Source organism: Mesorhizobium sp. CO1-1-7, assembly GCF_020164885.1.
Classification (GTDB): Bacteria; Pseudomonadota; Alphaproteobacteria; order Rhizobiales; family Rhizobiaceae; genus Mesorhizobium; species Mesorhizobium australicum.
The window spans coordinates 344,252-356,475 of the sequence record NZ_JAIUHA010000001.1 but is presented as its reverse complement, the minus strand read 5'-3'; the positions used below and the strand labels follow the sequence as shown (position 1 = coordinate 356,475).

Sequence of the window (12,224 nt, the reverse complement as noted above, 5' to 3'; positions counted from 1 at the left end):
TCAGCAATCGCTGCAAGGGATCGTGACGCTTCTGCGGGGACGCAGATAATAGGTTTCGCTCATCGTCATGCCTTTGGCGAGCGTCTCGACAAACCCGAGCTTCTGTTGGCTGTCGGTCGTCCAGCTGATGATCGGCTTATAGGCCAGGGTGCTGTCGACGCGGACGAGGAAGGTTCCGGGGACCCTGAGGCTTGCCGGAACCGTGGTGGCGGTGCCGGCGGTGGCCCCGACGCCGTTCACACCGTTGACCACCTTGCGCGACCACACCACCAGGACCTGCGGCGTGGCATCGGTGGTGACCTGTATGGCCGTGATGGTGATGTCCGGCACGGAGCGGTTATAGGGTTGAAGGGTCAAGGTGCCGATCTTCATGATGGCATCGAGGTCCACTTTGGCGATGGTCGGCTGTTGTGTGACGAGATCGGCGACCATGCTGCCGACACGGCTGACCTTCTTGCTCGTCTCGATGGCCTGCGAAGCCTCCATGGTCATGAAATACATGACCAGCAGGATAGGCGCGATAAGCGCGAACTCGACCGCCGCGACGCCACGACGATTGGACCAGAACCGGATTGATTTGCCCCAGAGCATTGATTTGCCCCAGAGCCCAGCAATTCCCTGATGTGCCCCCGCACGCATCATATTCACTGCCTTTTTTCTTGTTGTTGCTTCGGTGATTGTCTCAATTGTCGAACGGCTCGTTCTGCCAGGTCACCGAAGCGAAATGCAGCGTTTTGTTGCCGCCCATCGACTGCGCCATCAGGTTGGTCATGATGGGCCATTTGTAGAAAACCCGCAGCATGTTCCTTGACTCCGCCGCACCCGCCGTGACGGTAAAGGGCACATCGGCGCCGCTATTCGTCAGCTGGATGTTACCGCCCTGAATCCTGAAGCCGGCCTGGGCCGCGTCGGCGAAAGCCGTGTACTGGCGAAGATCGACGCTCAACTGATTGGGGCAATCCTGCGAAACGATGATTTCCAGCTTGCCGCAGATCATGTTCTTCAAATTGTCTCCGGCGACGTCAGCGGCCCTCAACTGGCCGGTGCGCAGCCGGCGCGCGACATCGTCTGTAATGTTGGCCATCACCTCCTGGCTGGCAAACGAGATGCAGCTTTCGAGGATGGCGAAGACGAGAAGCGCGAACGGCATCGCAAGCAGCGCGAACTCGAGCGCCGTGGCGCCGCGCCGGTCGCGCACGAAGCGCTGGAAAGGCCTGGCGCGCTCGATCTTGCGTTGATCTGTCGAGCCGATTTCCTTGCTCATGCGATGTTCCTGCCATCCTGGACGGTGCTGACAGGTGTATTAGTGCAAACCAATTGAGGTCCGGTTTGAATGATCGTTAAACTCGGCGCAGGCGCTTTAACCAGGCAGTAACCTGGGCGCTGGCACGGCCCGCATGGCTTATTTGCTGACGCTCATCTCGGCTTCGGACGATTTCTCCGCGTCGCTCTTGTAGGAGCTTTCGCAATAGGGCGTGCACGACATGGTCTGGACCTCCGCGCGCCGGTAAATGCGAACCGACGAGGCCGCCTGGCGGACCACGGTAACCTGTGCGTCGACGATCGGGCTGCCCTCTGGGTCGAGAACGACGAGATTGGTGACACCGAAACCCTTGCCGGTGAGCACGATCGTCGAGGCATCCTGGACGGAGGCGTCGGCGATTGCCGGGTTGCCCACGACGATCGTATCGGCGGGGCGCGACAATTTCACGATCTTGGCCTGGTTCATGGTGACCTCGATCCCGGCGCCGGCCCTGGCGGGCGCGGTCAAGCTGGCGGCAAGAAGCACGGCAATCAGAATTGAGGATCTCGGCACGGCCATCACGGCGCTCCACGCAAGCGGACTGTTCAACAGAACATGAACGAGATTGGTGAACCAACGGTTAAGTTGACTTGTTGCGCCCGGATATGGCGGTCGGCATGGCCGAGCGCACCATCGGACTCGTGCAGGCGTCGCAAGCCTGCCCAAGCCCTTGCCGTTTGCGGCGTCGACCTGCAAAACAGAACATTAGCCAGCGCTTAGTGTGGAGTTAACCACGCAACATGTTCTAGCCGGGAAAGGAATCGGTAAGGCTGTTTATTAAGCCGATCGAAAGAGCTTCTCCCTAGATTTGCAGCATCCGATCAACCATCACAGAAGTTGACGGAAGTGCTGTAACACGTGGAGTAGGAGCTCTCGAATGTCTAATCTCATCGCACGTTTCGTGAAAGACGAATCCGGCGCGACCGCCATCGAATATGGTCTGATCGCCGCTCTCATCGCGCTCGCCATCATCACCGGCGCAGGCGCGCTCGGCAATGCCATCAACGCCAAGTTCACGACCATCGGTACAACGCTGAACAGCAGCGGCAGCTGATCTGCTTATTTGCTGATCACCTGGATTGCATTCTGGACAGGGGTCGGCACATTGCGGCCCCTGTTTCTCTGTGACCGGTCCAGAGTGCTGCCGACAACGACCGTCTTTTCATGCGGACCTCATCAATCGTTAATCGAACCGACCTAGATTGAGTATCCTGGAAATCCGCACAATAGGCATAAGCGCCGATGCTTGAAGCCCTGATCTTCGTCGTCTTCCCGTTCTGCATGCTGTTCGCCGCGATCTCCGACATGCTGTCGATGACGATCGCCAATCGCGTGCCGGTGCTGCTTGTCGTCGTCTTCGCGCTGGTGGCGCCGCTGACGGGCATGGACTGGGCAGCCTATGGCGGACATTTCGCCGCCGGCGCCATCGTCCTTGCCGTGACGTTCGGCCTGTTCGCCTTGGGTGGCATGGGCGGCGGCGACGCCAAACTGCTGGCCGCCACGGCCGTGTGGATGGGGCTCAACGTGCATCTCGTCGAATATCTGGTCGTCTCGACATTCATCGGCGGCCTTCTGACAATCGCGATCCTGCTTTACCGGAAGTCGACGCTGGCGGTTTTCACCGGCCGCAATCCATTCCTGCGTCATTTCGCCGAAGAGTCGGCCGGTGTTCCCTACGGGATCGCGCTCGGCCTGGGCGGACTGCTGACCTTCCCGGATTCCCCCTTGATGGTATGGGCGCTGGCAAGGCTGGCAAACTGAATTCATCAAATTTTCGTCGGCTGGCATGCCTTGCAAGCCGTTTTGCGGAGCGGCGGCCCAGCATTTCAGCGCATCTCGGCGCGATCCATCCAATTTATGTAAACCTTAAATTAATCACGATCGTAAGCATTGCATTAACCTTGTTTTGACGATTGCCGCTGCAAAGTCCGGCTTGGCTAGGTGGTTTGCCAAGGGCGAGGGTTCGGACAGATGCCAGCATCCCGATTGATTATTCTGAGCGTGGCGGTGGCCGCGGCGGGCGGTGCTGGCTATGTCGCAAAAAACATGGTCGCTCCGCCGCCTCAGATCGTCGTCGATTCTGGCCCCCAGGCCCCGGCGGTATCCCTGCAGGATGTGCTCGTGCTTTCGGGTGATGTCGCGATGGGCAACGCGCTCCAGAACAGCATCGCCTGGCAATCCTGGCCCGCTGACGGCATCAACGCGAATTTCATCACCAAGGCCACCGCTCCCGATGCCCTGGAGAAGCTGAAAGGGTCGATTGCCCGTGTGCCGATGTATGCGGGCGAGCCCGTGCGGCGCTCCAAGCTGATCGGCGAGGGGCAAAGCTTCATGTCGTCCATCCTGCCTTCCGGCATGCGGGCGGTCGCCACGACCATATCGGCCGACACCTCGGCCGGCGGCTTCATTCTTCCAAACGATTTCGTCGACGTCATCATGACCCGCAGGGCCGATGCCAACACCGGGGCCGGCTTCAGCACCGAGACCATCCTGAAGAATATCCGCGTCCTGGCAATCGATCAGACCATCCAGGAAGACGAGGAAGGCAAGAAGACCAGGGTAGGCCAGACCGCCACGCTGGAGCTGACACCCAAACAGGCGGAGATCATCACCGTTGCCCAGCAGATGGCGGATCGCCTGACGCTGGCGCTGCGGGCGATCACGGACACCCAGGAAAAGAATGTGGACGAGGCCGACTATCTCGTTTCCGGCAATGGTCGCAGGGGAACGGTGAGGCTGATCAAGTCGGGCGAAGTCTCCGAGGTAGGGGCAAGGAAATGAGGCTAAGCGCTAAACTGCCGGCAATCGCAGCCATGGCATTCGGCCTGCTGCTCGTCGGAGCGAATGTGCAGGGCGTCGAGGCGAAGAGCACGCAGGTGTCGGCCACGACAGCCACCCAGCGCGTCAAGCTTGGCCTCAACAAGTCGGTGGTCATAGACCTGCCGAGCGATGCCTATGACATTCTTGTCGCCAATCCCTCCGTTGCCGACGCCGTGACCCGTACCGCAAGGCGTATCTATCTCTTTGGCAAGTCGGTCGGCGAAACCAACATCTTCGTCTTTGGACCGAACGGCGAACAGATCGCCAGCCTGGACCTGGCCATCGAGCGCGACGTCGCCGGCCTGGAAGACTATATCAAGCGCTTCCTTCCGACCTCGGCCGTCAAAGTGGAACTGCTCAACGACAACGTGGTTCTGACCGGCACCGTGGATACCCCCTTGGATGCCAAGCGTGCCGAACAGCTGGCAAATATGTTTGTGTCCGGCGGTGAAGCGACGACGGGACAATATTCGCAGACCGCCGCTGGCGGCTCGGCCCAGAGCGGTGTCGACATCAACAATCCGGACCAGGAGCGCCGCGTCAGCCAGATCGTCAATCTGCTGCAGATCATCGGAGATGATCAGGTCACGCTGAAGGTGACGGTGGCCGAAGTCAGCCGTTCCGTGATGAAGCAGCTCGGCGTCAATATGGTCGGCAGCGGCGGCAGCAACGGCATCAGCTATGGAGCGATTAGCGACAATTTCACCGGACTCGGTAAGCAGCTGTCGAATTCGGGGTTCAATATAGGCGCCTCGGGGCTGCAAGCCTATGTCAATGCCATGGAGCAGTCCGGGGTCATGAAGACCTTGGCCGAGCCCACCTTGACTGCCGTATCCGGCGAGAAGGCAACCTTCAAGGTCGGCGGTGAATACAACATGGTGAGCGGCGTCACGGCGAACGTGTCGACCGACAACCAGACTGGCCTGAAGAACTATACCATCGACAAGATCGAATATGGCATCGGCCTTGAGTTCCAGCCGGTGGTGCTGTCTCCCGGTCGCATCAGCCTGAAAGTCAGAACGTCGGTTTCCGAGCCGACCACCGAAGGGTCCGTTTCGCTGTCCTCGGGTGTGACAAGTCCCGGCACGAATGTCCTGTCTCTGCGCAAGCGTCTTGCCGATACGACGGTGGAACTGCCCTCCGGCGGCTCCATGATGATCGCCGGCCTTGTTCGCGACGATGTCAGGCAAGCCGTCAACGGCTTGCCTGGACTGACAAAGATCCCGGTGCTCGGCGCGCTCTTCCGCAGCAGGGATTTCGTGCGCAACGAGACCGAGCTCGTCATCATCATTACGCCCTATCTGGTGAAGCCGGTAGCGCGCAATGAACTCGCCAAGCCGGACGACAATTTCAACCCTCCAAGCGACGGGGCCGGCATGTTCCTTGGGCGTGTCAATCGCGTCTACGGCACCATGCAGACCGACAGGCCCAACGGCCGCTATCATGGCGTTGTCGGCTTCATCTACAAGTGAACGGGAAAGCGGACATGTCTCAGTCAGTATTGAAGGCAAAGACCATGGCGATGCGCTCCGGCCGTTCTCGGACAGGCCTGCGGGTCCTTCCGATCCTCGCGGCAGCGTTGACGGCTCTCCTGGCCGGTTGCGCCCACCGCGACAGCATTACCGTCGGCGCCATCCCCGACGACTATCGCACCAATCATCCGATCGTCATCGCGGAGAAGAACCAGAAGATCGATCTTCCCGTCGGCGCCGGCGACCGTGGCATGACCGGCGCGCAGCGCGACACGCTTCTGGGGTTCCTCGACGGCTACGACAAGTCTGCCGCTCCGACATTGACGATCCAGGTTCCAAGCGGATCCGCCAACGAGCTTGCCGCCACGGCGGCCGGCCGTGATTTCGCCCGGCTCGCGGCCGCCGCCGGTATCAAGCGCAACCGGATCGTCGTGGTCTCCTATCAGGCTGGATCGAGCGAGGCATCAGCCCCGGTTCGCGTCTCCTATATCGCGGTGAGGGCACAGACCGACAAATGCGGACGTTGGCCCGATGACCTGGTGGAAACGTCGGAAAACAAGCACTACGCCGATTTCGGCTGCTCCTATCAGAACAATCTGGCCGCCCAGATGGCCAATCCGGCCGACCTTCTCGGGCCGCGCAAGTCTACCACCATTGATGCGGCAAATCGCAGCAAAGCCATCGGTGTCTACCAAGACAGGGGCATTTCGGATGAATTCCTCGGCAACTCGGAAGTGACTTACTAAGCCGCCTTCGGAAAGAAGCGACGCCAGGAACAGGCCACGGAAAGAGCATGACCATGAGCAGCCTTGCCTATGACGCCACCGTCGAGGGCGGCGATACCTCGCCGCAGGACGTCGCCGCGATGCAGGCGTTGCGGCCGGTTCCGCGCATTTCGATCCAGGCATTCTGCGAGACCGAGGGCGTTGCCAATCCGGTCCAGCGCGCCGGGGAGGACCGTCGCATGACCAAGGCGCATCTCAAGGTCCATATGGGCGGCGTCGCCACCGCAATCGAATTCTACCAGTCGGCGCCGACACCGAACCTGATCCTGCTGGAATCGCGCAGCGAACCCAAGCAATTGCTGGAGCAGCTCGCCCAGCTTTCGGAATACTGCGATCCATCCTCGAAAGTGGTGGTGATCGGTCACTACAATGATGTCGGCCTTTATCGCGAACTCATCCGTTCCGGCATCTCCGAATATGTCATCGCGCCGGTGTCGATGGCCGACGTTGTCAGCGTCGTGTCGTCGATCTTCGTCGATCCGGATGCCGAACCGCTCGGCCGCACCGTCGCCTTCGTCGGCGCCAAGGGTGGCGTCGGCTCTTCCACGATCGCCCACAACGTCGCCTGGGCAATGTCCTCGCTGTTCAAATCCGAGGTCATTGTCGCCGACCTCGATCTCGCCTTCGGCACCGCCAACATCAATTTCGACCAGGATCCGGCCCAGGGCATTGCCGAGGCGGTGTTCTCGCCCGAGCGCATAGACGAAGTCTATCTCGACCGGCTGTTGACCCAATGCGCCGAGCACCTGTCGCTGCTTGCGGCGCCCTCGACGCTGGAACGCGTCTACGACTTCGATCCCGATGCCTTCGCGCAACTTGTCGATACCGCGCAGCGCAGCGTGCCGCTGCTTGTGCTCGATGTTCCTCATGTCTGGACGGGATGGGCCAAGAACACGCTGGTCAAGGCTGACGAGATCGTCATCACGGCGACTCCGGAACTGGCCAATCTGCGCAACACCAAGAACCTGGTCGACATGTTGAAGCGGCTTCGTCCGAACGACCCGCCGCCGAAATTGATCATCAACCAGGCCGGCGTGCCCAAGCGGCCCGAGATCTCGGCATCCGATTTCGCCGAACCGCTCGGCCTGACACCAATGTCGGTCATCGGCTTTGATCCCCTGCTGTTCGGCAATGCCGCAAACAACGGGCGCATGCTGGGCGAGATGGATGCCAAGAATCCGGTTGTGGCCACGATCAACGAGATTGCCCATGTGCTGACGGGCCGCAGCGAAATCCGGGCGAAGAAGAAAGCTGGCCTGGGCAGTCTGCTCGGCAAGCTCTCGCGCAACAAGAAGTGACGCAATGGGGTCGGTAGTCGGTCATGTTCGGTAAAAGAGGCAACGACGACGGCAACCGGTTCACGCCGGAATTCCGCCAGCCGGCATCGGCACCGGCTACGATTGCGCCGGCCGCCGCGGGTCCGGCCGACACCGCGGTGCTTGCCCGGCCCGCGGCCACGCCTCAGCCGAGCGCACCTGTCGCGCCGCCGGCCAGGCGCGCGGTCGAAGCGCCACCCATGGCGCCGGAACCGAGGAGGGGCCGCGAAAAGAGCGAAACCTACTATGACACCAAGAGCCAGGTGTTCTCGGCTCTCATCGATACGATCGACCTGTCGCAGCTCGCCAAGCTCGATCCCGAAAGCGCGCGCGAGGAAATCCGCGACATCGTCAACGACATCATCGCGATCAAGAACTTCGCGATGTCGATCGCCGAGCAGGAAGAACTGCTCGAGGACATCTGCAATGACGTGCTTGGCTATGGGCCGCTCGAGCCGTTGCTGGCGCGCGACGACATCGCCGACATCATGGTCAACGGGTCCAAGAACGTCTACATCGAAGTGAACGGCAAGGTCGAGCAGACCGGCATTCGGTTTCGCGATAACCAGCAGCTTCTCAATATCTGCCAGCGCATCGTCAGCCAGGTCGGCCGCCGCGTCGACGAATCCAGCCCGATCTGCGACGCTCGTCTTCCCGACGGGTCGCGCGTCAACGTCATTGCGCCGCCGTTGGCTATCGATGGCACCGCGCTCACCATCCGCAAATTCAAGAAGGACAAGCTGACGCTCGATCAGCTGGTCAAGTTCGGCGCCATCTCTCCGCAAGGGGCCGAAGTTCTCAAGATCATCGGCCGTGTCCGCTGCAACATCGTCATCTCGGGCGGCACCGGCTCCGGCAAGACGACATTGCTCAACTGCCTGACCAACTACATCGACCGCGACGAGCGCGTCATCACCTGTGAGGACTCGGCCGAACTGCAGCTGCAGCAGCCGCATGTCGTGCGCCTGGAAACGCGTCCACCCAATCTCGAGGGCGAGGGCGAGGTGACGATGCGCGACCTGGTCAAGAATTGCCTGCGCATGCGGCCTGAACGCATCATCGTCGGCGAAGTGCGCGGACCCGAGGTCTTCGACCTTCTTCAGGCGATGAACACGGGCCATGACGGCTCGATGGGCACGATCCACTCCAACAGCCCGCGCGAATGCCTGAACCGTATCGAATCCATGATCGCCATGGGCGGCTATTCGCTGCCGCAGAAAACCGTGCGCGAAATCGTCGTCGGCTCCATCGACGTCATCATCCAGGCGGCACGCCTGCGCGACGGATCGCGCCGCATCACCCATATCACCGAAGTGATCGGGATGGAGGGCGACGTCGTCATCACCCAGGATATCGTCCTCTACAACATCAAGGGCGAGGACGCCAACGGCAGGCTGCTGGGAGAACACGTCTCGACCGGCATCGGCCGCCCGCATTTCTGGGAACGCGCGCGCTACTACGGCGAAGAGCAGCGCCTCGCAATAGCGCTCGAGGCCATGGAGAAACGTGCTGACTGACGCACTCACAGGCGTGAAGGTTCTGGTCGATGTTTGGAATTGACGGCACCGTACTGGCGTTTGTCGTACTCGCCGGCTTCAGCGCCGGCGCGGTCGCCTATGTATTTCTGTTCAACCAGATCAGCAACGAGAAACAGGCCGGCAGGCGGCTGGAAACGATCAAGGCCGCCGAGACGGACCGTTCCGTCGTCAAGGCCACCCGCGACCGGGCGGCCGACGCCGCCAAGCGCCGCAAATCGGTGCAGGATTCACTGAAGGATCTCGACGAAAAGCAGAAATCCAAGGACATCGCCGTCAAGAAGCCGCCGCTGAAAGCGCAGCTTCGCCAGGCTGGGATGAAGGTGTCGATCGAACGTTTCTATATTTATTCGGCCATCTGCGGTCTCGCGCTGACGGTGGTCGCGTTCGTGGCCGGTGCGCCGATGATTGTCTTGCCCGGTGTGCTGCTCGCCGGAGCGCTTGGCCTGCCGCGTTGGTTCGTTTCTTTTCGTCGTAGCCGGCGCGTCAAGTCATTCCTCAACGAATTTCCAAACGCGCTCGACGTCATCGTGCGGGCGGTCAAGTCCGGCCTGCCGCTGAACGATGCCATACGCCTGATCGCCAACGAATCCCCTGAACCGGTCAAGACCGAGTTTCGCCGCATCGTCGATTCGCAGCAGATGGGCCTGTCGATCCCCGACGCCACCTTGCGCATGCCCGAAACCATGCCATGCACCGAGGCGAGCTTCTTCGGCATCGTCATCCAGATCCAGTCGCAAGCCGGTGGCAATCTCTCCGAAGCGCTAGGCAATCTTTCGCGCGTCTTGCGCGACCGCAAGAAGATGAAGGCCAAGGTCGCGGCCCTGTCGATGGAGGCGAAAGCATCCGCCGCCATCATCGGCGCCTTGCCTTTCATCGTTGCCTTTCTCGTCTATCTCTCCAGTCCCAACTACCTGATGCCGCTGTTCACGACCAGCGTCGGCCATCTGATCCTCGGTGTTTCCGGCATCTGGATGTCGATCGGCATCTTCGTGATGCGCAAGATGATGAATTTTGAAGTCTAGGGCCGTGGCATGACCGAACAAGTCATCAAATCACTGACGGATCCCAGCCTCCTGATTGCGATGCTGGTCGCTGTCGCCGTGTTCGCAACCGTTTTTACGCTGCTGCCGGCCCTTGGCGGAAACCAGCTCAAGGCGCGCATGAAGTCGGTCGCGCTGGAGCGTGACGAGCTTCGCGCCAAGCAGCGCGCGCGGCTTGCGAACGAGGCCGATCGCCGCCGCAAGGGCCTGCGCGAGCAGCAGTCGGTCGGTATGCGCAACATTGTCGACCGGCTCGATCTGCGCCGTGCGTTGGCCGACGAGTCCACCTTGCAAAAGCTGAAGGTCGCCGGCTTTCGCGGGCAAAATCCGCTAACGCGATTTCTGTTCTTCCGTCTGGTGCTTCCTTTTGTCGGTTTCGCGCTGGGTCTGTTCTATATTTTCGTGCTCGGAGGGTTGCCCGACAAGCCATTGGTGATCCGGCTTTTCGTCTGCATCCTCGTTGCCTATGGCGGCTTCTATGCGCCGGTCCTCTACGTCAACAACCGCGCGACCAAGCGCAAGCAGTCGATCCAACTGGCGTGGCCGGATGCGCTCGACCTGATGCTGATCTGCGTGGAATCCGGCATGTCGGTGGAAGCCGGCCTGCGCAAAGTCGCCGACGAGATCGGCGCGCAATCGGTGGCCCTGGCGGAAGAATTCATCCTGACCAACGCCGAGCTCTCATACCTGCAGGAACGTAAGCAGGCTTACGAGAATCTTGCGAGCCGTACCGGCTTGGAATCGGTCAGGTCCGTGTCACAGGCGCTCGTCCAGGCCGAGCGCTACGGCACGCCAGTGGCGCTCGCACTGCGTGTGCTTGCCGCGGAAAGCCGCGACATGCGCATGAACGCGGCCGAGAAGAAGGCCGCCGCGCTGCCGCCCAAGCTCACCGTGCCGATGATCCTGTTCTTCCTGCCGGTGCTGTTCGCCATCATCCTGGGTCCTGCCGGCATCCAGGTCAGCCAGCGCGGCATCTTCGGCCAGTCGCAAAGCAACGGCACCCAGTAGGCGAATCCGCACAATCCAAAGCGAAAGAGCCGCGCGGAAAATGCCACGCGGCTCTTTCGTTTGGCGCGATCGGGCGCCGCGCGCGACGATCAGTTGGTGGCGGTTTTCGCCGTTTTCGCCTTGTCCTGATCCTTGAGCTGGCTCCAGGCGTTCTGCTGGGCCAGCATCTGCCGGAGATAGGCGACGTTGGCCTGTGCTTGTTCGGGGGAAAGTTCTTGCGAGGCGATCTTCTCGGCTTCATCGAAGCGACCTTGCAGCCCGACAACAAGCGCCAGGTTCTGACGCACCCGGCTGTCGGCATTCGGCTGCTGGGCGGCAGAGCGCATATAGGTCTCGGCGGTGCGCAGATCCCCTTCCAGCACATAGGACATGCCGAGATTGGAAAGGATCGATGGCTCGTTCGGCTTGAGTTCAAGCGCCTTGCGGTAGAGTTGGCGCGCTTCGTCCTTCTGGCCGACCTGATCGAGGATGGCCGCCTCCGCCGACACCAGCCTCCAGTCGGGGTATTCCGGCGTTTGTGCGCGGCGCACGGCGTCGAGCGCTGCCTCGAGCTGGCCATTGGCGGCCAATGCCTTGCCATAGGCGGCGAGAACTTCGCGGTCCTTGGGGTAGGCGATCGCCAGCTTGCGCATCACGGCAAGCGACTGGTCGGCATCGCCGTCCATCTGCAGCGCCGCCGCGAAGTTGGTCGCTATCCGCTTGTCGTTGGGGTTCCTCGCGTAGGATTGGCCAAGTGCGGCCGTGGCGTTGTGCAATTCTCCCGCCGACATCGTTTCCAGCGGCTTGCCGCTGGTGCGTCCGATCGAGCCTGTGGTGAGTTTGTCGGTCGCGCAACCGGCAACGCCCGCCGCGAGCGCTAGCATGAATGCCGTGGTAATGAGCCGTTTTCCCCGGATGTCTATCGTGCGGTTGGTCGGCATCGGCACCTGGGCCTCCATTCAT

13 protein-coding genes are annotated in these 12,224 nt (G+C 61.2%); 9 read left to right on the top strand and 4 right to left on the bottom strand.

Annotated elements, in window-relative coordinates; genetic code table 11:
- The 3 genes from LB516_RS01590 to LB516_RS01580 form a co-directional block, all read right to left on the bottom strand.
- A complete protein-coding gene (locus LB516_RS01590; protein WP_224593879.1) occupies positions 1-642 on the bottom strand; it encodes a TadE/TadG family type IV pilus assembly protein in 642 nt (213 codons plus the stop codon).
- A gap of 40 nt (positions 643-682) precedes the next feature.
- Positions 683-1,264: a TadE/TadG family type IV pilus assembly protein gene (locus LB516_RS01585; RefSeq protein ID WP_015319337.1), complete on the bottom strand. Its 582-nt coding sequence runs from the start codon at positions 1,262-1,264 to the stop codon at positions 683-685.
- A 138-nt stretch (positions 1,265-1,402) separates the two neighbouring features.
- Positions 1,403-1,822, bottom strand: a complete 420-nt coding sequence (locus LB516_RS01580) for a pilus assembly protein N-terminal domain-containing protein (RefSeq protein WP_140660658.1) — start codon at positions 1,820-1,822, stop codon at positions 1,403-1,405.
- 358 nt (positions 1,823-2,180) lie between these two features.
- Here LB516_RS01580 and LB516_RS01575 point away from each other — a divergent pair, with 358 nt between their 5' ends.
- From LB516_RS01575 to LB516_RS01535, 9 genes are all read left to right on the top strand, one after another.
- Positions 2,181-2,357: a Flp family type IVb pilin gene (locus LB516_RS01575; protein WP_140614764.1), complete on the top strand. Its 177-nt coding sequence runs from the start codon at positions 2,181-2,183 to the stop codon at positions 2,355-2,357.
- A gap of 188 nt (positions 2,358-2,545) precedes the next feature.
- Positions 2,546-3,064, top strand: a complete 519-nt coding sequence (locus tag LB516_RS01570; RefSeq protein ID WP_140614763.1) for a prepilin peptidase — start codon at positions 2,546-2,548, stop codon at positions 3,062-3,064.
- Between the two features lie 210 nt (positions 3,065-3,274).
- The gene (cpaB, locus tag LB516_RS01565; RefSeq protein ID WP_140614762.1) at positions 3,275-4,084 is read left to right on the top strand and encodes a Flp pilus assembly protein CpaB; all 810 of its coding nucleotides are present in this window, start codon (positions 3,275-3,277) and stop codon (positions 4,082-4,084) included.
- Positions 4,081-5,595: a type II and III secretion system protein family protein gene (locus LB516_RS01560; protein WP_140714024.1), complete on the top strand. Its 1,515-nt coding sequence runs from the start codon at positions 4,081-4,083 to the stop codon at positions 5,593-5,595. Before cpaB ends, LB516_RS01560 begins: the two co-directional genes overlap by 4 nt.
- A 14-nt stretch (positions 5,596-5,609) precedes the next feature.
- Entirely contained in the window at positions 5,610-6,341 is a 732-nt protein-coding gene (locus LB516_RS01555; RefSeq protein WP_140787152.1) for a CpaD family pilus assembly protein, read from the top strand.
- A 47-nt stretch (positions 6,342-6,388) separates the two neighbouring features.
- Positions 6,389-7,678 carry a CpaE family protein gene (locus LB516_RS01550; RefSeq protein ID WP_224718791.1) on the top strand — a complete coding sequence of 430 codons (1,290 nt, stop codon included), beginning with the start codon at positions 6,389-6,391 and terminating at the stop codon, positions 7,676-7,678.
- Positions 7,679-7,701: 23 nt separating this feature from the next.
- Complete coding sequence (locus LB516_RS01545) at positions 7,702-9,213, top strand: CpaF family protein (RefSeq protein WP_015319329.1); 1,512 nt, start codon at positions 7,702-7,704, stop codon at positions 9,211-9,213.
- A gap of 29 nt (positions 9,214-9,242) precedes the next feature.
- Positions 9,243-10,256 (top strand): type II secretion system F family protein, encoded by a 1,014-nt coding sequence (locus LB516_RS01540; RefSeq protein ID WP_015319328.1) that lies wholly within the window; start codon positions 9,243-9,245, stop codon positions 10,254-10,256.
- Between the two features lie 9 nt (positions 10,257-10,265).
- Positions 10,266-11,282, top strand: coding sequence for a type II secretion system F family protein (locus LB516_RS01535; RefSeq protein WP_015319327.1), 1,017 nt, complete (start codon positions 10,266-10,268; stop codon positions 11,280-11,282).
- Between the two features lie 89 nt (positions 11,283-11,371).
- Here LB516_RS01535 and LB516_RS01530 read toward each other — a convergent pair whose 3' ends face one another.
- Positions 11,372-12,202, bottom strand: coding sequence for a tetratricopeptide repeat protein (locus tag LB516_RS01530; protein ID WP_140821731.1), 831 nt, complete (start codon positions 12,200-12,202; stop codon positions 11,372-11,374).
- Positions 12,203-12,224 lie beyond the last annotated feature (22 nt).

What these genes read in the sequence shown, in the direction of transcription:
- LB516_RS01590 (WP_224593879.1), bottom strand. Translation starts at nt 642, where the DNA reads ATGATGCGTGCGGGGGCACATCAGGGAATTGCTGGGCTCTGGGGCAAA.
- LB516_RS01555 (WP_140787152.1), top strand. Translation starts at nt 5,610, where the DNA reads ATGTCTCAGTCAGTATTGAAGGCAAAGACCATGGCGATGCGCTCCGGC.
- LB516_RS01545 (WP_015319329.1), top strand. Translation starts at nt 7,702, where the DNA reads ATGTTCGGTAAAAGAGGCAACGACGACGGCAACCGGTTCACGCCGGAA.
- LB516_RS01560 (WP_140714024.1), top strand. Translation starts at nt 4,081, where the DNA reads ATGAGGCTAAGCGCTAAACTGCCGGCAATCGCAGCCATGGCATTCGGC.
- cpaB (WP_140614762.1), top strand. Translation starts at nt 3,275, where the DNA reads ATGCCAGCATCCCGATTGATTATTCTGAGCGTGGCGGTGGCCGCGGCG.
- LB516_RS01585 (WP_015319337.1), bottom strand. Translation starts at nt 1,264, where the DNA reads ATGAGCAAGGAAATCGGCTCGACAGATCAACGCAAGATCGAGCGCGCC.
- LB516_RS01535 (WP_015319327.1), top strand. Translation starts at nt 10,266, where the DNA reads ATGACCGAACAAGTCATCAAATCACTGACGGATCCCAGCCTCCTGATT.
- LB516_RS01575 (WP_140614764.1), top strand. Translation starts at nt 2,181, where the DNA reads ATGTCTAATCTCATCGCACGTTTCGTGAAAGACGAATCCGGCGCGACC.
- LB516_RS01530 (WP_140821731.1), bottom strand. Translation starts at nt 12,202, where the DNA reads ATGCCGACCAACCGCACGATAGACATCCGGGGAAAACGGCTCATTACC.
- LB516_RS01540 (WP_015319328.1), top strand. Translation starts at nt 9,243, where the DNA reads ATGTTTGGAATTGACGGCACCGTACTGGCGTTTGTCGTACTCGCCGGC.
- LB516_RS01550 (WP_224718791.1), top strand. Translation starts at nt 6,389, where the DNA reads ATGACCATGAGCAGCCTTGCCTATGACGCCACCGTCGAGGGCGGCGAT.
- LB516_RS01570 (WP_140614763.1), top strand. Translation starts at nt 2,546, where the DNA reads ATGCTTGAAGCCCTGATCTTCGTCGTCTTCCCGTTCTGCATGCTGTTC.
- LB516_RS01580 (WP_140660658.1), bottom strand. Translation starts at nt 1,822, where the DNA reads ATGGCCGTGCCGAGATCCTCAATTCTGATTGCCGTGCTTCTTGCCGCC.